The sequence below is a fragment of the Variovorax sp. P4_B11 genome, assembly GCF_056402355.1.
Genome location: NZ_JBFUHO010000082.1, coordinates 1 through 18446, shown reverse-complemented (window position 1 = coordinate 18446; position 18446 = coordinate 1). Strand labels below are relative to the sequence as shown.

General features: G+C 68.7%; 16 protein-coding genes. 7 read left to right on the top strand and 9 right to left on the bottom strand.

Annotated elements, in window-relative coordinates:
• The first annotated feature begins 94 nt into the window (after nt 1–94).
• The 4 genes from hglS to AC1DYD_RS36940 all read left to right on the top strand — a co-directional run bounded on the left by hglS (nt 95) and on the right by AC1DYD_RS36940 (nt 4791).
• Nucleotides 95–1450, top strand: coding sequence for a 2-oxoadipate dioxygenase/decarboxylase HglS (gene hglS, locus AC1DYD_RS36955; RefSeq protein ID WP_478177707.1), 1356 nt, complete (start codon nt 95–97; stop codon nt 1448–1450).
• Complete coding sequence (locus tag AC1DYD_RS36950; protein ID WP_478177706.1) at nt 1447–2685, top strand: aminotransferase-like domain-containing protein; 1239 nt, start codon at nt 1447–1449, stop codon at nt 2683–2685. Before hglS ends, AC1DYD_RS36950 begins: the two co-directional genes overlap by 4 nt.
• Complete coding sequence (gene amaB / locus AC1DYD_RS36945; RefSeq protein WP_478177705.1) at nt 2682–4196, top strand: L-piperidine-6-carboxylate dehydrogenase; 1515 nt, start codon at nt 2682–2684, stop codon at nt 4194–4196. The genes AC1DYD_RS36950 and amaB overlap by 4 nt, the downstream gene beginning before the upstream one ends.
• 148 nt (nt 4197–4344) lie before the next feature.
• Nucleotides 4345–4791, top strand: coding sequence for a universal stress protein (locus AC1DYD_RS36940; RefSeq protein ID WP_478177704.1), 447 nt, complete (start codon nt 4345–4347; stop codon nt 4789–4791).
• Between the two features lie 21 nt (nt 4792–4812).
• On the opposite strand, the gene AC1DYD_RS36935 is transcribed toward AC1DYD_RS36940, so the two are convergent.
• Together AC1DYD_RS36935 and AC1DYD_RS36930 are read right to left on the bottom strand one after the other, a co-directional pair.
• The gene (locus AC1DYD_RS36935; protein ID WP_478177703.1) at nt 4813–5721 is read right to left on the bottom strand and encodes a hypothetical protein; all 909 of its coding nucleotides are present in this window, start codon (nt 5719–5721) and stop codon (nt 4813–4815) included.
• 34 nt (nt 5722–5755) lie between these two features.
• Complete coding sequence (locus AC1DYD_RS36930; protein WP_478177702.1) at nt 5756–8104, bottom strand: YgiQ family radical SAM protein; 2349 nt, start codon at nt 8102–8104, stop codon at nt 5756–5758.
• 166 nt (nt 8105–8270) lie between these two features.
• Here AC1DYD_RS36930 and AC1DYD_RS36925 point away from each other — a divergent pair, with 166 nt between their 5' ends.
• Nucleotides 8271–9242, top strand: coding sequence for a bifunctional helix-turn-helix transcriptional regulator/GNAT family N-acetyltransferase (locus tag AC1DYD_RS36925; RefSeq protein WP_478177720.1), 972 nt, complete (start codon nt 8271–8273; stop codon nt 9240–9242).
• A gap of 175 nt (nt 9243–9417) precedes the next feature.
• Here the strand turns inward: AC1DYD_RS36925 and AC1DYD_RS36920 are convergent, their stop codons facing one another.
• From AC1DYD_RS36920 to AC1DYD_RS36890, 7 genes are all read right to left on the bottom strand, one after another.
• Nucleotides 9418–10398 carry a Bug family tripartite tricarboxylate transporter substrate binding protein gene (locus AC1DYD_RS36920; RefSeq protein ID WP_478177701.1) on the bottom strand — a complete coding sequence of 327 codons (981 nt, stop codon included), beginning with the start codon at nt 10396–10398 and terminating at the stop codon, nt 9418–9420.
• Nucleotides 10399–10430: 32 nt separating this feature from the next.
• Nucleotides 10431–11615, bottom strand: a complete 1185-nt coding sequence (gene tcuB / locus AC1DYD_RS36915) for a tricarballylate utilization 4Fe-4S protein TcuB (protein ID WP_478177700.1) — start codon at nt 11613–11615, stop codon at nt 10431–10433.
• The gene (gene tcuA, locus AC1DYD_RS36910) at nt 11602–13008 is read right to left on the bottom strand and encodes an FAD-dependent tricarballylate dehydrogenase TcuA (RefSeq protein WP_478177699.1); all 1407 of its coding nucleotides are present in this window, start codon (nt 13006–13008) and stop codon (nt 11602–11604) included. Before tcuA ends, tcuB begins: the two co-directional genes overlap by 14 nt.
• A gap of 78 nt (nt 13009–13086) precedes the next feature.
• On the bottom strand, nt 13087–14013 hold the full coding sequence (locus AC1DYD_RS36905) for a LysR substrate-binding domain-containing protein (RefSeq protein ID WP_478177698.1): 927 nt from the start codon (nt 14011–14013) through the stop codon (nt 13087–13089).
• 63 nt (nt 14014–14076) lie between these two features.
• Nucleotides 14077–14859 carry a 3-hydroxybutyrate dehydrogenase gene (locus tag AC1DYD_RS36900; RefSeq protein WP_478177697.1) on the bottom strand — a complete coding sequence of 261 codons (783 nt, stop codon included), beginning with the start codon at nt 14857–14859 and terminating at the stop codon, nt 14077–14079.
• A gap of 80 nt (nt 14860–14939) precedes the next feature.
• Entirely contained in the window at nt 14940–16151 is a 1212-nt protein-coding gene (locus AC1DYD_RS36895) for a patatin-like phospholipase family protein (protein ID WP_478177696.1), read from the bottom strand.
• A 60-nt stretch (nt 16152–16211) separates the two neighbouring features.
• Complete coding sequence (locus AC1DYD_RS36890; RefSeq protein WP_478177695.1) at nt 16212–16661, bottom strand: CHRD domain-containing protein; 450 nt, start codon at nt 16659–16661, stop codon at nt 16212–16214.
• A gap of 105 nt (nt 16662–16766) precedes the next feature.
• On the opposite strand from AC1DYD_RS36890, the gene AC1DYD_RS36885 reads away from it, so the two are divergent.
• A complete protein-coding gene (locus AC1DYD_RS36885; RefSeq protein ID WP_478177694.1) occupies nt 16767–17312 on the top strand; it encodes a DUF924 family protein in 546 nt (181 codons plus the stop codon).
• 81 nt (nt 17313–17393) lie between these two features.
• On the top strand, nt 17394–18446 hold a 1053-nt coding region (locus AC1DYD_RS36880; protein WP_478177693.1), incomplete at its 3' end, for a methyl-accepting chemotaxis protein.

Genomic DNA, 18446 nt, shown 5'->3' with positions numbered 1-18446 from the left:
TGACGGCCTTGCGAGGCATCTCAACAATTCGTGCCGCAGGGAGAAAATGTCATGAGCAATCCGCATCAACGCCCTCGCCTGCCGAAGGACTCCATTGACCGCCACCCGAATCGATTCCAATGAAGTGCGCCGCCGGTTCTCGGCTGCGATGTCCGACATGTACCGCCTCGAAGTGCCCTTGTACGGGTCACTGCTGGAACTGGTGGCGGACGTCAATCGGGAGGCAGGGCGCGGCGCTGCGACGGCGGACACCGGCAGGCTGGAAGTCGAGCGCCATGGCGCGATCCGTCTCGGCACCGCCGAGGAGCTCGGCACGATGCGGCGCGTGCTCGGCGTCATGGGCATGCTGCCCGTGGGCTACTACGACCTGTCGGCGGCGGGCGTTCCCGTGCATTCGACGGCCTTTCGCCCCATCGAGGCCGAGGCGCTGCGCGCCAGCCCTTTGCGCCTGTTCACCTCCCTGCTGCGGCTGGAGATGCTGGCGCCCGGCACCTTGCAGGCCCAGGCGAAAGAGATCCTGGCACGCAGGCGCATCTTCTCGGCGCGCTTGCTCGCGCTCACCGCATTGCACGAGGAGCGCGGCGGACTCAGTTGCGCAGAGGCGGATGAATTCGTCGTCGAGGCGCTCGAGACCTTCCGCTGGCACCACGAGGCCCCCGTCCCCGCCGCGATCTACGGCGCGCTGCACGAGGCGCACCGACTGGTTGCCGACGTGGTGTGCTTCAAGGGGCCGCACATCAACCACCTCACGCCGCGCACGCTCGACATCGACACGGCCCACGCCCGGATGCGGGCCTTGGGCATCCCGGCCAAGGAGACGATCGAGGGACCGCCGGCGCGCAAATTCCCGATCCTGCTGCGGCAGACGAGTTTCAAGGCACTGGAGGAGAAGATCCTCTTCGTCGGCGACGGCGAGCAGGCCGCGGGCACGCACACGGCCCGCTTCGGCGAGATCGAGCAACGCGGCATCGCGCTCACCCGCAAGGGCCGAACGCTGTACGACAGGCTGCTCGCGCAAGCGCGCGACCAGCCTGCCGCAGCAGACCATGACCCCGAGCGGCGGCTCGCCGAAGTGTTCGCGGAATTCCCCGATGACCTCGGGTCCCTGCGACGCCAGGGCCTTGCATTCTTCCGCTACTCGATCACGGAAACGGGCCGTTCGCAGGAATCCGGCGATGACGACCGGGACCTCGAAACGCTGGTCGAGCGCGGCCTCGTGCGCGCGGAACCCATCCTCTACGAGGACTTCCTGCCGGTCAGTGCGGCCGGCATCTTCCAATCCAACCTCGGCGGCAGGCAGCAGCAGACCTACGCCGCCGGTGGGGCGCAGGCGGCCTTCGAGCAGGCGCTCGGCTGCAAGGTGCTGGACGAGATCGCGCTGTACGAAAGCCAGCAGCAGAAGTCGATCGCCGCCGTGACATCCGCACTGCGTTCGCACGCCCTCCCATGAGCATTGAAACTTCAGTACCGAACACGGGCTTTGAATTCGCACCCGCATTCGCCGAGCCCGCAGGCTCGCCCATCCGCGAGCTCTTCCCCTACCTCCAGCGTCCCGGAATGATCTCGTTCGCCGGCGGCTATCCGTCGCCCGCGTTGCTGGACAACGTGGGGCTGCAGGACGCATCGCAGCGCGCCTGGACCGATGCCGCCGCGTGCCTGCAGTACGGCGCCACGGAGGGCATGCCTGTCTTGCGCTGCGCGCTCGCGCAGCTCTGCCTCGGTCGCGGCATTTCGTGCGAGGCGTCGAGCCTGCTCGTGACCACCGGCTCCCAGCAGGGCTACGACATCCTCGTGCGCATCCTGCTGCAACCCGGCGATACCGTGCTGATGGAGTCGCCCGCCTACTCGGCCGCCCTCCAGGCCACCCGCCTGGCCGGCGCCGGCATCGTGCAGGTGGCGTCGGGCGACCACGGCCTGCGGATCGATGGGCTGGTCGAGACGCTGCGTGCGATGCGCGGCAAGCCCAGGTTCATCTATACCGTGCCGACCTTCTCGAACCCGTCCGGCGCCACCCTGTCGCGCGAGCGGCGGCAGGCGCTGGTCGAGCTCGCCGTCGAACGCGGCTTCCTGATCGTCGAAGACGACCCCTACGGCGAACTGGCCTTTACCGAAGACCGGCTGCCGACGCTGTTCGAGACGGGCAAGCGCATCGCAGGCGACGCCAACCCCGTCGTGTATCTTTCGAGCCTATCGAAGACGGTCGCCCCTGCGCTGCGCGTGGGCTGGATGATCGCTTCGCCCGCCGTGCTCAGGCGTGCCGCCATCGCGAAGCAGACGATGGACCTGTGCACCTCGCCGCTGGTGCAACTGATCGCCGCACACTACCTGCAGTCGGGCCGCTACCCCGGGGCAGTGAAGGACGCCAGTGCCGAATACGGCCGGCGCATGGTGGCGATGGCGGACGCCATCGAAGAGAATCTCGGCGGCCGCCTGCATTGCGCCCAACCCAGGGGCGGCCTGTTCCTCTGGGGGGAATGGACCGGCCCGACGGACCCGCGACGGCTGTTCCAGGCCGCCGTCGACGCCGGCGTCCTGTTCGTTCCCGGCGCCGCCTTCTACGCCGACGGCCGGGCGGCCCGATCCATGCGGCTCTCCTACGCCGCGGCGAACACGGCACAGATCACCGAAGGCGTGCAGCGACTCGCGCGCGCTTTCGACCACCCATCACTACAGGAAAAGCCATGAGCACCTCATTCGCGAAATCGACGCAAGACATCCTCGGAAGCCTCGACTTGCCACTGGGCAGCTACTCCCAGGGCGATATCGCCGTACGCAGTCCTATCGACGGCAGCGAGATCGGCCGCGTCGCCGCTCACTCGCCCCAGCAGGTCGACGAGACCGTTCGCCGCGCGCAGCAGTCGTTCGAGGCCTGGCGCGACGTGCCCGCTCCGCGACGCGGCGCCCTCATCCGGCTGCTCGGCGAAGAACTCCGCAAGCACCAGGCGCCGCTCGGCCGCCTCATTTCCATCGAAAGCGGCAAGATGCTCTCCGAGGGTGTCGGCGAAGTGCAGGAAATGATCGACATCTGCGAATTCGCGGTCGGTCTGTCGCGCCAGCTCTACGGCCTGACGATCGCCTCCGAGCGGCCGAAGCATCGCATGATGGAAACCTGGCATCCGCTCGGCGTCGTCGGCGTCATCAGCGCCTTCAATTTCCCCGCGGCCGTGTGGTCATGGAACTTCGCCCTTGCCATCGTCTGCGGCGATGCGGTCGTCTGGAAGCCGTCGGAGAAGACACCGCTCACGGCACTGGCCTGCCAGGCGATCTTCGAGCGCGCCGCACGCGCCTTCGGCGACGCGCCGCCGGCGCTGTCGCAACTGGTGATCGGCCGGCAGGACACGGGTGAAGCGCTGGTCGACCATCCGAAGGTCGCGCTGCTTTCCGCCACGGGCAGCACGCGCATGGGCCGTGCAGTCGGGCCACGGGTGATGCAGCGTTTCGGCCGCGTGCTGCTCGAACTCGGTGGCAACAACGCGGTGATCGTCACGCCATCCGCCGATCTCGACCTCGCCGTGCGCGGCATCCTGTTCGCTGCTGCGGGCACGGCGGGACAGCGCTGCACGACGACGCGCCGGCTGATCGTTCATTCGAGCGTCCGCGAAGCGTTCGTCCAACGCCTCAAGACGGCCTATGCGAAGCTCAGCATCGGCGATCCGCTCGAAGGCCAGTTGGTCGGCCCGCTGATCGATCAGAACGCCTTCGAAGCGATGCAGGCGGCGCTGCGCTCGGCGGCTTCGGAAGGCGGCCTGGTGACCGGCGGCGAGCGCGTGCTGGAGACACGGTTCCCGAATGCCTTCTACGTCCGCCCCGCGATCGTGGAAATGCCCGCGCAGACCGCGACCGTGTGCCACGAGACTTTCGCTCCCATCCTCTACGTGATGGCCTACGCGGACCTGGACGACGCGATCGCACTGCAAAACGGCGTTCCGCAAGGCCTGTCCTCCGCGATCTTCAGCAACGACGTGCGCGAGGTGGAATCCTTCCTGTCCGCATCGGGCTCCGACTGCGGCATCGCGAACGTGAACATCGGCACCTCGGGTGCCGAGATCGGCGGCGCCTTCGGCGGCGACAAGGAGACCGGCGGCGGCCGCGAGTCCGGCTCCGACGCGTGGAAGGCGTACATGCGCCGTGCCACCAACACGATCAACTACTCGCGCGAACTGCCGCTCGCGCAAGGCGTGCGCTTCGAAGTCTGACGCCAGGCGGCGCGACCGAGGCGCGACCCCGAGCTGCGGCCCGGTGCTAGGCGACCCCGCCTAGAACGCCGTCGACCCCTTGCACCCCTGCGGTGCGCGGACTAATCTCACCCCGGGGGCGGGTCCCCGTCCGCCCGGGAGTTGCGTCATGTACGAACGAATCCTCGTGGCGACCGACGGCTCCGACCTGTCGGAACAGGCCGTGGGCAGCGCCATCGACCTGGCCCTCCTGACGCAGGCGGAGCTGTACGCCGTCAAGGTCTCCCATCACCAGGCCGCCAGCTACTTCGAGGGCTCGCTGCTGCTCAGCCAGATCGAGGTCTCGCGGCTGCGCGACGAGGCCGACGCTGAGTCGCAGCGGGTGGTCGATGCGGTCAAGTCCAAGGCCGATGCCCGGGGTGTCAAGCGCACCACCGGCATCGTGATGCGTGCCGAAGGCGTGTCCGAAGCCATCATCGAAGCCGCGCGGGTCCACCATTGCGACCTGATCGTGATGGCCTCGCACGGACGGCGCGGCATCAAGCGGCTGCTGATGGGCAGCGAGACGCTGCATGTGCTGACGCATTCGCACACGCCGGTGCTGGTGCTTCGCTGACGCCGCGACGAGCGCGACGCCTCAGCGCACTAGGCCGGTGTCGCGCAGGCGATCCTCGCGCTTGACCGCCAGGTAGGTCGCCAGGTCGACCTCGTGCAATTGGGTCGGGTAGCGCTCGCTGGCCTCGAACCAGCGGTGCAGGCGCTTGTCGGCGCGCTCCGGCGCCGGCGCCGGGAGGCCGTCGAGGCAGGCCTCCAGCGCCAGGAAGTAGCGCATCGCGTTGCGCTCTACCAGGCCGCGCAGGCCGCGGATGTAGTCGGGACCGCCGTTCGGCTTCTTGCCGACCACCGTGAAGCCCACCTTGTGGCTGCCGAAGGTCGCGAGGTAGGCCATGGTGGCGAGGCGGGCCATCATGCTGTGGTCATAGGCGTAGGCGAAATGCAGGAAGGCCTGGTGCTCGCCGAGCGGGATCCCCTCGACCATCACGCGGTAGTGGCTGGTCCCCATCGGGCCCGATTCCGCTGCCAGCTCGACCAGCAGGTAGTCCGCCGTGGCCTGCGCCGCGCGGTGCCCGAAGGACAGCTCGAAGGCCTGTTCGATCGGCTTGTCGTAGCGCGGGACCACGCTCAGGGTCAGCACGTCGCCTTCGGGCCCGCGCGCCACGCGGCAGCGCCGGTTGTTGATGTGCAGCAGCAGCATCTCGCACCATTGGGGGGATTGCTCGAGTGCGCGCCGCACGTCCTCGAGCGAGTGATTGACGACCGCATAGACATCGCCCTGCAGCCCGCCGTCGGTTTCGGCCGAATCGAGCACGATCGGCCGCTTCAAGGGACTGCGGGCCAGTTGTTCGCCGAGCTTGCCGTGCAGTTCGCGCAGGGCCTGGGCCGAACCCGCCTCGAGCGCCGCCCGGGCGCCGAAAGCCGACACCGAGAGCATCAGGACGATGCCGACGCGCAAGCACAGGAACAAGAGCGCCGGCAGAGTGTTCATGCCGACACGATACAGCGACTGCGGCGCCGGCCGCTCAGCGGTCCTTGCGGATCGGCTTGCCCGCCGAAGGCCGGGTGCGCCCTGCCCCGGTGTCGCGCGGCGGCAGCCCGGTGTGCTGGGTCAGGATGCGGCCCTTGACCGGCGCCGCCGGCTTGGCCGCCACCGCTGTCGAGTTCTTGCGCCGGGCGCTCTGGTAGCTGCCGTCGGTCAGCGGCTGCCAGGTCGGGATCAGGTGGTGCTTGCCGTTGCCGATCAGGTCGGCCCGGCCCATCGCCTTCAACGCTTCGCGCAGCAGCGGCCAGTTGTTGGCGTCGTGGTAGCGCAGGAAGGCCTTGTGCAGGCGGCGGCGCTTGTCGCCGCGCACGATGTCCACCGTCTCGCTCTCGCGCGTGATCTTGCGCAGCGGGTTCTTGTTGGTGTGGTACATCGTGGTCGCGGTGGCCATCGGCGACGGGTAGAAGGTCTGCACCTGGTCGGCGCGAAAACCGTTCTTCTTGAGCCAGATCGCGAGGTTCATCATGTCCTCGTCGCTGGTGCCCGGGTGCGCGGCGATGAAGTACGGGATCAGGTATTGCTTCTTGCCGGCCTCGGCGCTGTACTTCTCGAACATCTGCTTGAACTTGTCATAGCTGCCGATGCCCGGCTTCATCATCTTCGTGAGCGGGCCCTGCTCGGTGTGCTCGGGCGCGATCTTGAGATAGCCGCCGACATGGTGCTGCACCAGCTCCTTGACGTACTCGGGCGACTGCACCGCCAGGTCGTAGCGCAGGCCGGAGCCGATCAGGATCTTCTTGATGCCCTTGAGCGCCCGCGCACGGCGGTAGATCTTGATCAGCGGATCGTGGTTGGTGTTGAGGTTCGGGCAGATGCCCGGATAGACGCAGCTGGGCTTGCGGCAGGCCGATTCGATCTCGGGCGACTTGCAGCCGATGCGGTACATGTTGGCGGTCGGGCCGCCGAGGTCGGAAATGGTGCCGGTGAAGCCCTTCACGCTGTCGCGGATCGCCTCGACTTCCTTGATGATCGATTCTTCCGAGCGGCTCTGGATGATGCGGCCCTCGTGCTCGGTGATCGAGCAAAAGGTACAGCCGCCGAAGCAGCCGCGCATGATGTTGACGCTGAAGCGGATCATTTCCCACGCGGGGATCTTCGTCCCGCCGTCGTGGCTGCCGTTCTGGTCGGCATAGCGCGGATGCGGGCTGCGCGCATACGGCAGGTCGAACACGTGGTCCATCTCGGCCGTGGTCAGCGGGATCGGCGGCGGGTTGATCCAGACGTCGCGCGCGGTCGTGCCCTCGCCGTGCGCCTGCACCAGCGCGCGGGCGTTGCCGGGGTTGGTCTCGAGGTGCAGCACGCGGTTGGCGTGGGCGTAGAGCACCGGATCGGCGCGCACTTGCTCGTAGGACGGCAGCCGGATCACCGAGCGGTCGCGCGGCGGCACCTTGATGCGCTCGCGGCTTTGCAGGGCGGGGTTCGGCACGAAGTTGAGCGGCTTGATCGACAGGTTGACCGAGCCCGCGGATTCGGCGGCCTGGGCGACTGCCTGGGCGTCGTCTTCCTTGGCGCAGGTGGCGCCGTTGGCCTTGGCCTGGTCGGACACCATCAGGTACGGATTGACATGGGCCTCGACCCGGCCCGGCTCGTCGACGCTGGTGGAATTGATCTCGAACCAGCCTTCCGGCGTTTCGCGGCGCACGAAGGCCGTGCCGCGCACGTCGGTGATCTGCGCCACCGGCTCGCGCGCGGCCAGCCGGTGGGCGATCTCGACGATCGCCCGCTCGGCGTTGCCGTACAGCAGCAGGTCGCACTTGGCGTCGACCACGATCGAGCGCCGCACCTTGTCCTGCCAGTAGTCGTAATGCGCGATGCGGCGCAGCGAGCCTTCAATGCCGCCGAGCACGATCGGCACGTCGCTCCAGGCTTCCTTGCAGCGCTGCGAATAGACGATGGCCGCGCGGTCGGGCCGCCGGCCGCCGATGTCGCCGGGCGTGTAGGCGTCGTCGCTGCGCACCTTTCGATCGGCCGTGTAGCGGTTGATCATCGAATCCATGTTGCCGGCGGTGACGCCGAAGAACAGGTTCGGGCGGCCGAGCACCTTGAACGGGTCGGCGCTCTGCCAGTCGGGCTGCGCGATGATGCCGACCCGGAAACCCTGGGCCTCGAGCATGCGGCCGATCACGGCCATGCCGAAGCTGGGATGGTCGACATAGGCATCGCCCGTGACCACGATGATGTCGCAGCTGTCCCAGCCGAGGCCATCCATCTCGGCGCGCGTGGTCGGCAGGAACTTCGCCGTGCCGAAGCGGGCCGCCCAGTACTTGCGGTAGCTGGTCAGCGGCTTGGCGGCGCGCGCGAAAAAGGAGACGTCGACTGGGGCGTTCATCGGGAAATGCGGCAAAGGGATTGCCGCGCAGGCCTGCGGGCCGGGTGGGCCCGTGGTGGGCAACCCGCGATTTTAGGGTTTTCCATTGGATCTGTCGCCCTAAAGGGCAAACGAGAAACGATGGCAGCCGATCAATTGATTGCCTTAGTCAATCAATTACATGACAATGGCAAGCATGACCAGCACTCCCACCCCCACTACGGAAGTTGCCGAGGTCAAGGCGATCCGCCGTTTCAACCGCTTCTACACGCGCCGCATCGGCATCCTCGACCCCTACCTCGACAGCGACATGTCGCTGACCGACGTGCGTGTGCTCTACGAACTGGCGCATCGCGCGGAAGCGGTGGCCAGCGAGATCGGCCGGGACCTGCACCTGGACGGCGGCTACCTGAGCCGCATCCTGCGCCGCTTCGAATCCCGGGGCTGGCTGCACCGCCAGCCCCATCCGCGCGATGCCAGGCAGAGCCTGCTGGCGTTGACCGAAGCCGGCCATGCGGCTTTCGCGCCGCTGCAGCAGAAATCGCGCGACGAGGCGCGGGCGCTGCTGGCGCCGCTGGCGCCGGCCGAGCGGCACCAGCTGATCAAGGCGATGGACACGCTGCAGGCCCTTCTGGAGCCGGAAACGCGGCCGCCGGCCCGCACGCTGGCGGCGGTGCTGCGCGACCCGGCGCCCGGCGACATCGGTTGGGTGGTGCAGCAGCACGGCGAGATCTACGCCCGCGAATACGGCTGGAGCGGGGAATTCGAGGCGCTGGTGGCCGACATCGCGGGCCAGTTCCTGCGCAAGTTCCAGCCCGCCTGGGAGCGCTGCTGGATCGCCGAGCTCAATGGCGAGCGCGTCGGCGCGGTGTTCGTGGTGCGCAAGTCGCCCACCACCGCGCAATTGCGCATGCTGATCCTCGCGCCGCAGGCACGCGGCCTGGGGCTGGGCGGGCGGCTCGCGGACGAGTGCATCGCCTTCGCGCGCAACAAGGGCTACAAGAAGATGGTCCTGTGGACCAACAGCTGCCTCGCGGCGGCGCGCGGCATCTACGCCGCACGCGGGTTCAAGCTGGTGAAGTCGGAACCCTACGAAGGCTTCGGGCAGCAACTGGTCGGCGAGACCTGGGAACTCAAGCTCGCCACACCAACGAAATGAAGACCCGTCCGGCGCCGGGCCGCCCCAAGCCGGACTGCGGCCCCCTCGGGGGGCAGCGACACACGAAGTGAGGAGCGTGGGGGCCATCCAGGCCGGCGCCGGGCCGCCCCAAGCCGGACTGCGGCCCCCTCGGGGGGCAGCGACCCACACGCAGTGGGGGAGCGCGGGGGCTCTCTCAATCAGCCGTGATCTTTCGCTCGCGCACGATGCCGCCCCACTTGGCGTCTTCCTTGCGCATGAAGGCCGTGAGCTCGGCGCGCGTGGTGGGCTGGGGCGTGAGGCCGTGCTTGTTCAGCGCCTCCTTGACGCCCGGATCGTTCAGCACCTTCACGATCTCCAGGTTCCAGCGGTCGAGCACGGGCGCCGGCGTCTTGCCCGGTGCCACGAAGGCATACCAGTTCAACGCCTCGAAGCCCGGGTAGCCCGACTCGGCCACCGTGGGGATGTTCGGCAAGTAGGCCGGCCGCGTCGACCCGGTGGTGGCGAGCGGGATCAGGTTGCCGGCCTCGACCTGCGGCAGCGCGGTCGGTGGCGCCGAGAAATACGAGGCGACACGCTCGCCCAGCAGGTCCTGCAGCGCCGGCGCGCCGCCCTTGTACGGTACGTGGACCATGTCGATGCCCGCGCGCTGGTTGAACAACTCGCCCGCCAGATGCGAGGCCGAGCCGGCACCGGTGGACGCGAAATCGATGCTTCCGGGCTTCTTCTTCGCGAGCGCCACGAACTCGGCCAGCGTCTTCACGCCCACGCCCTTGTTCACCACCAGCACGTTCGGAAAATTGACGCCGCCCGAGATGGCAGCCAGGTCCTTGAAGGGGTCGTAGCGGACTTTCATCACATGCGGCGCGATGGTCAGCGGGCCGATCGAGCCGAACAGCAGCATCGAGCCGTCGGCCGGCCCGGCCGCCACCAGCTGGTGGGCGATGTTGCCGCCGGCACCGGCCTTGTTGTCGACCACGACTTTCTGGCCGATGTTCTCGCCCAGCTTCTTCGCGATCAGGCGCGCCGCCGCGTCGGCCGCGCCGCCGGCGGCGAAGCCGACCACCAGCGTCACCGGCTTGTTGGGCGGAAAGTCCTGCGCATGGCCAACGCTGGGCAGCAAGAATGAAGCAGCCGCTGCCAAGAGGGCGGCGCGCAGGAGCAGAAAACGGATCATCGTGGGTCCCTGTGGTCGTTGTTCGAAATGCTTCAGTCGGCGCCGAGCCCGACCGGATTCGGCAGCCGTTTCTCGACCGCGTGGCGCAGCAGCGCCGCCGTGCGGAAGATGCCGTGCGCGAACTTGCCGTAAGGCATCGTGGCGAAGAGCGCCATCACCGCGCCGAGATGCAGGCACAGCAGCAGCGCCAGGGCCGGCGTGCCGCGCCCGAGCCACAGCGCCAGTCCGCTCGCGCTGGTGAGGAACAACAAGGCAATGAAGCCCAGGTCCATCGGCTTCTGCGCCGCATCGCCCTGCAACGCATGGCGCCGGCGGTTGAGCCGCCAGAGCCCCGCCGTGCCGATCATCAGACTCGCGCCACCGACGACACCGAGCAGCTTGGGCAGGCTCGGCAGGTCGTAAGGCGCGTGCCAGCCGAACAGGTAGTGGTAGAGCGTCGCGACGCTGGTGGCAGCGAAGCACAACAGGAAACCGTAGAAGGTGAAGTGATGGAAGCGTCGGCGCGACAGCGTCCAGGCATCGTCTTCGTTGGGGCAGCCCTCGCCATGGCCGCCGTCCAGGTACTTCAGGCGCAGCACGGCATCGGCCGCTTCGGCCGCGGCCGGCGCCCGCAGCGGCGCGCCGCTGGTCGCCGGCGTGATCTCGCGCCAGAAGCGCGCCACGCCCATCCCGAGCGCGAACACCACGAAGCCGAACACCGGCGCGAACAGGCTGACCAGCAGGTTGTGCGGAAACAGGCTGTAGAAGTTGCCCCCCAGCGCGCCACCCCACAGCGTGCCCTTGAGCGCCACCGCCAGCAGCAGGAACAGCGCCAGCCCGGCCGCGAGGGCGATCGACAGCGTCAGTCCGTTGCGCTGATAGAGCCGGCCCAGCGCCGGCGGCCAGGCGTAGTCGGCATAGGTCTGGCCTCGCACCTCGGCCATGGCCCGCGGCACGTTGACCGCGAACTCGTGTGGCGGCGCGTACTGGCAGGCATGCAGGCAGGCGCCGCAGTTGTGACACAGGTTGGCCAGGAAGTGGATGTCGGCGCGGCCGAACTCGAGCCGCCGCGTCATCGCCGGAAACACGGCGCAGAAGCCCTCGCAGTAGCGGCAGGCATTGCAGATCTGCATCTGGCGGCCGACCTCGGTCTCGCTCTCGCCGAGGATCGGGATCACGCGCCGCCCGCCGGTCGCCAGCGACACCGCTTCGCGCGTCAGCGCTTCAAGCTGCTGCATGCTCGCGCTCCCTGTTGACGGCCCTGGCGGCCTGGGTGCCGGCGATGCGGCCGAAGGCGGTGCCAATCGCCATGCCGACGCCCGCCGTGTAGCCCTTGCCGAGCACGTTGCCCGCCATCATCTCGCCGGCGACGAACAGGTTCGGACTCGGCCGGCCGCCGAAGTGCACGGCGGACGCGTCGTTGACCCGGAGGCCCAGGTAGGTGAAGGTGACGCCGGGCCGCAAGGCATAGCCGTAGTACGGCGGCGTGTCGATCGGCCGCGCCCAGTGCGTCTTGGCGGGCGCCAGTCCTTCAGTGTGGCAGTCGTCGAGGCTCGTGTGGTCGAAGCGGCCGACGCGGCAGGCCGCGTTGTACGCGCTCAAGGTGTAGCCGAAGCGCCCTTCGGGCAAGCCCAGCTTGCGTGCGAGCTCGGGCAGTGTGTCGGCCACGGTGCCGGGGAACACCGGCGGCATGAAGCGTCCGATCGCCTTGCGGTCGATGATCGAGTAGCCGATCTGGCCCGGCTGCTGCGCCACCAGCCGGCCCCAGATCGCATAGCGCTTGGGCCAGAAGTCCTCGCCCTCGTCGTAGAAGCGCTGCGCATCGCGGTTGACGACGACGCCGAGCGACACGCAGTCGATGCGGGTGCAGATGCCGCCGTCGTACAGCGGCGCCCGGGCGTCGATCGCCACCATGTGGGCCTGCGTCGGGTCGCCGACCGAATCGGCGCCGGCGTCGATCAGGGCCTTGAGCAGCACGCCCTGGTTGTAGCGGGTGCCGCGGATCAGGAAGTTCTCGGCCGGGCGCTCGCCGCGCTCGTTCTCGCCCCAGGCCTCGATGAGCCAATCGCGGTTCGACTCGAAGCCGCCGGCCGCGAGCACGCAGCTGCAGGCCGCGATGCGCTCGCCACTCGCCGCGCGCGCCGCCACGAAGCGATCGCCGTCGAGTTCGATCGAGACGATCGGCGTGTCGTAGCGAACCTCGACGCCCAGCCGCTCGGCGCTGCGGAAGTACGCATTGACGAGCGCCTTGCCGCCGCCCATGAAGAAGGCGTTGGTGCGCGCCACGTGCAGCGCGCCCGACAGCGGTGGCTGGAAGTGCACGCCATGTCGGCGCATCCAGTCGCGGCAGGTCGATGAAGCACGGATCGCGATGCGGGCGAGGTGCTCGTCGGTCAGGCCGCCAGTCACCTTCAGCAGGTCCTGCCAGTACTCGTCCTCGGGATAGGCCTCGACCAGCACGTCCTGCGGCGCATCGTGCATGCAGCGCAGGTTGCGCGTGTGCTGGGAATTGCCGCCGCGCCATTCGCGCGGCGAGGCCTCGACCAGCAGCACGCTGGCACCGGCCTCGCGCGCCATCAGCGCGGCGCACAGCGCGGCATTGCCGCCGCCGACGACCAGGACGTCGATCATTCAGTTGTCTCCTCGTGGTGAAGGGCAACTGTAGGCAGGCAGGCCTTCGGGCGACAGTGCGCCCGAGGCAAGGGGTCTTCAGTTTTCGTGAAGAGTGGCGCCGGCCCAGCGGCCGTCGCGCACCAGCCGGCGCGCGACGTCGGACAGCACCACCCGGGCGGCCAGCGCCGCCGGCGACAGCTCGTCGTCCGACAGGCTTGCCAGCAGATTGCGGCGGCCCACCTGAGCATCGGCGATGCGCACCTGCACCAGGCCGGCGTCGCCGAGGCGAGCGGTCGCCGCGCCCGGCTGGATGGTCGCGCCCTGTCCCGCGCGCACCGCGTCCATCAGCAGCGCCAGGCCGTCGATCTCGGCCACCACGCGCGGCTCGACGCGGGCGCGAGCGAAGGCCGCGGCCAGCGTGGCGCGCAGCCCATGCGAGGCGCTCGGCAGGATCAGCGGCAGCTCGCCCAGGCGCGCGATGCGCACCTGCGGCCCTGCGGGCAGGCCCGGCAGGTCGGCATGGCCGATCACGAACAGCTTCTCGTCGAGCAAGGGCAGCACGGTCCAGCGCCGTGCAGCGTCGGCCTGGAACAGCACCGCGAGGTCGAGCTGGCGGCCGTTGAGCATGGTCGCCAGGTGGCCCGACAGGGCCTCCACCAGGTGCAGCCTGACCTCGGGATAGCGCTCGGCCATGGCCTGGATCAGCGGCACGCCGAGCACCGACGAGGTGGTCGGCGGCAGGCCGATACTCACGTGGCCCGCGAGCCGTGCCTGCTGCGCCGCCCGCACCGCCTCGTCGGCATGGCGCAAGGTGAGCTGGGCCTGTTGCAAGAAGGCCAGGCCGGCATCGGTCGGCGTCACGCCGGTCGAGCTGCGCTGCAGCAGGCGCGTCGACAGCTCGCTCTCGAGGCGGCTGATCTGCTGGCTCAGCGCGGAGGTCGCCAGGTCGAGCTCGAGCGCGGCGCGCCCCATGCTGCGCAGTTCGCAGGTCTTGACGAAATAGCGCAGTTGCCTCAGTTCCATCGCGGCTTCAGCGGGCAGCGCGCCGTCGGAGGGCGGTCGTGGCGCAGGCGGGTGCGGCCGCCCTCACTGCATGAACCAGCCGTGGCTCACGACGAGGGACTGCCCGGTCAGCGCATTGGTCGGGAAGGCCGCGAACATCAGCGCCACGCGGGCGACGTCGTCGGTGGTGGTGAACTCGCCGTCCACGGTTTCCTTGAGCATCACGTTCTTGATCACCTGCTCCTCGGTGATGCCGAGCGTCTTCGCCTGCTCGGGGATCTGCTTCTCGACCAGCGGCGTGCGCACGAAGCCGGGACAGATCACGTTGGCTCGCACGTTGTACTTGGCACCCTCCTTGGCCACGGTCTTGGCCAGGCCGATCAGGCCGTGCTTGGCGGTCACGTAGGGCGCCTTCAGCAGCGAAGCTTCCTTGGAGTGCACCGAGCCCATGTAGATCACGCTGCCGCCGCGGCCCTGCGCGTACATGTGCTTGAGACAGGCCTTGGTCGTCAGGAAGGCGCCGTCGAGGTGGATCGCCAGCATCTTCTTCCAGTCGGCGAAGCTGAACTCTTCCACCGGATGCACGATCTGGATGCCGGCGTTGCTGATCAGGATGTCGATGCCGCCGAAGGCCTTGGCCGCCTCCTCGACCGCCGCATCGACCTGCTCCTCGCTGGTGACGTCGACGCCGACGCCGATGGCCTGGGCACCGCTGGCCTCGAGCTCGGCGGCCGTGGCGTCGGCCGCCTGCTTGTTGAGGTCGGCGATCACGATCTTCGCGCCTTCCTGCGCGAACAGGATCGCGATCTCCTTGCCGATACCGCTGGCCGATCCGGTGATGAAAGCGACCTTGTCCTTGAGCTGCATGGGTTTTCCTTGGTGTGACGGGGATGGGGGAATGCGTGCAATCTGCGTGCCTGTGCGGCGTGCCGGTGGGGGTCCGGCGCTCACTGTCCGGCCGGAATCAGCGGATGCTGCATCGGACGGCGGATCCGGCGGGCATTCGGCTCGGTCAGGTCGAAGGTGGTGACGCCGTTCGACAGCGAAGCCCCCTGGAGGCATTCGGGATGGTCCAGCGTGTTGCAGATGTCGCGCAGGCCGGCGTCCCAGTGCTCGTCCACCGAGGCGCGCGAGAACTCGTAGTCCTTCGATTCGAGCTCGTAGGGCTTGTCGCGGTAGATCAGGTGCACGATCTCGATCGGCTGGTGGTTCAGCTGGGCACGGACCGCATGCACGCTGGGGTCCTTGCGCAATGGCGCCGGCAGTTTGCCGATCAGGTCGGCGATCGCCTGCTGGAGGTTCATGTTGGAAGCCAGCACATCGGTGTTCATCCGGGTGCGGCTCGAATAGGTGATGTCCTTCTGCCGCTCCAGGGTCTCGGCCAGCGTGCGCGGCATCGCGCCATGGGCGCTGAACAGGTCGACCTGCAGCACCATCAGCGGCTCGCTGCGCGGATGGATGTCGAGCACGTACTGCAGCGGCGTGTTGGAGACGATGCCGCCGTCCCAGTAGTCCTCGCCGTCGATGTGCACCGGCGCGAAGCCGGGCGGCAGCGCGCCGCTGGCCATGATGTGCTCGGGCCCGATGCGCTGCACCGTGTTGTCGAAATAGATCGAATTGCCGGTGCGCACGTTGACGGCACCGACGCTGAAGCGGGTCTCGCAATGGTTGATGCGGTCGAAGTCGACCAGCCGCTCGAGCGTGGACTTGAGCGGCGAAGTGTCGTAGTAGCTCAGCAGCGGCGCCGAGCCGCCGAGCATCAGCGCCGGCGTGCGGCGCGGCTCGAAGAAACCCGGCACGCCGAGCAACGCGACCGCGGTGGCGCTCCACTGGTTCAGCACCGCCCGGTCGCCGCCCCACCAGGCCGGCAGGCGCTGGGTCGGCCCCGACGAGACCAGGTCCCAGAACTCGCGCAGTCGCTGGACGCGGCGCTCCGGCGGATTGCCGGCGATCAAGGCCGCGTTGACCGCGCCGATCGACACCCCGGCGACCCAGTCCAGCGCCTTGTGCTTCTCGAACACCCCGGCGTACACGCCGGCCTGGTAGGCGCCCAGGGCGCCGCCGCCCTGCAGCACCAGGGCTTTCCTGGCGGTGGAGATGTCGACCCGCGGGTTGGCGGGTCGGGAGGCGGGTGCGCGTGCTTTTCGTGTGGCGGGCATGGCGTCATTTGACACCATGCGCGACCCGCCTCGCCAGCACGCCGGACCGCAGGGACCCGGCTACATCTTCGGCAGCATCTGGCCGCGGATCTCGCCGCCCGGATTGGCCGCCGTGTGGATGTTGGCATACCACTTGCCGGCCATCAGGTCGGCCGCCTGGGCCGGCGTCAGCGTGGCCTGGCCCTCGATCGGACTGGCCGGCGATGCGAAGGGCAGCACGACGGCGGCGTTCGCGCCTGCCGCGGCCGGACCGTGGAAGTGCGCGGCTGTGGCCGGCCCGCTCAAGCCCTCGTAGGTGATCTTGTACTTGAGCACGTTGGTGTCCTTGCTGAGCCAGGCCTCGGCCATGCCGCTGCCGCGCGTCATGTTGGGCGGCACCTCGCTGGCCGCATTCATGGCGCCGCTGAAGCTCGCGGTATTGGACTTCGACATCATTCCGCAGCCCGCCAGGGCCACGGTCGCGACGCCCGCGACAAGGGCCAGGCGCAAGATTCTTCCGTATCGGGTCATGGGACATCTCCATCGGGTTGTGATGCGCCAAGCTTAGGCAGCGGCGGTCGTCCGCGATGTCGGCCACCGCCCCGACTTTCGAGACCCGATGGCATCATCCGCCGCATGAATGCCCTTCCCTCTCCCGGCGAGGTCACCGCCTTCTGGCGCGACGCCGGCCCGCGCCGCTGGTTCGCCAAGAACGAGGCCTTCGATGCCGAATTCAAGGCCCGCTTCGAGCCCGCGCACCACCTCGCCGCCGCCGGCGCACTCGACCACTGGGCGGCCGACGCCGAAGGCGCGCTGGCGCTGCTGGTGCTGCTCGACCAGCTGCCCCGCAACGCCTGGCGCGGCAGCGGCCGCATGTTCGCGACCGACGGCAGGGCGCTGGCGGTCGCGCAGGCAGCGATCGCGGCCGGATTCGACCAGCAGGTCGAGCCGGCACTGCGGCCGTTCTTCTACCTGCCCTTCACGCATTCGGAATCACTGGCCGACCAGGAGCGCTCGGTCCTCCTGTGCAGGGCGCTCGACGACAACACGCAGCGCTTCGCCGTGCTGCACCGCGACATCGTGGCGCGCTTCGGTCGCTTCCCGCATCGCAATGCGGCCCTGGGACGCCGCAGCACGGCGGAAGAGCAGAAATTTCTCGACGACGGCGGCTTCGCCGGCTGACGCCGCAGGCCGGGCTTCATTTTTTCGCCCGCTTGCCGATATTCCTCTGACAGTCGGACGGGCCGGCTATGAGGAACTGACGTGAAAAACTGGAAGATCGGCACCCGCCTGGGTCTGGGATTCGGCCTTGTGCTGGCATTGATGGCGCTGATGACTGCGCTCGGCATCTGGCGCCTTCATGCGGTAACGACCGCCGCCGAAGAAATCACCCACCAGCCGCTGGCCAAGGAACGGATCATCAGCGACTGGTACCGGCTGGTGGCGGTCGGCGTGCGCCGAACCACCGCCATCGCCAAGAGTGCCGACCCATCGCTCGGCCCCTTCTTTGCCGAGGAAAGCGCGAACTCCACCAAGGAGGCGCAAGCCATGCAGAAGCAGCTCGAGCCGCTGCTGGTCAGCGAAGAGGAGAAGGCGCTGTGGAAGGGGTTCCAGGAGGTGCGGACGAAGTACCTCGAAGGGCGGGACGCCGTGGTCAAGGCCAAGGCCGAGGGCACGACGGAGGAGGCCAACCGGGCACTGGAGCGGATGTTCATGCCCGCCGCCAAGGTCTACCTGGACAAGGTCCAGCAATTGCTCGAGATGCAGCGGCGAACGATCGACGGCACGGTGCTCCAGATCGGCGCCAGCTACCGGTCCAGCCGCAGCCTGCTGCTGGCGCTGGGAGTCCTCGTGCTGGGCCTGGGCAGCGTTTGCGCCTGGTGGCTCGCGGCCGGCATCACCCGGCCGCTGGGCCGGGCGGTGCAAGTGGCGCAGACGGTGGCCGGCGGCGACCTGACCAGCCGCATCGAGGCCGGCACGCGCGACGAGACCGGGCAGCTGCTGCAGGCGCTCAAGGACATGAACACCAGCCTGGTGAAGATCGTCGGCGAAGTCCGCACGGGCACCGACACGATCGCGACGGCGTCGGGCCAGATCGCGAGCGGCAACCAGGACCTGTCCTCGCGCACCGAAGAGCAGGCCAGCTCGCTGGAAGAGACGGCGGCCTCGATGGAAGAGCTCACTTCGACGGTCAAGCAGAACGCCGACAACGCCCGGCAGGCCAACCAGTTGGCCGTCTCGGCCTCCGAGGTGGCGGTCAGGGGCGGCAGCGTGGTCAGCCAGGTGGTCGGCACCATGGGCTCGATCAACGCCTCG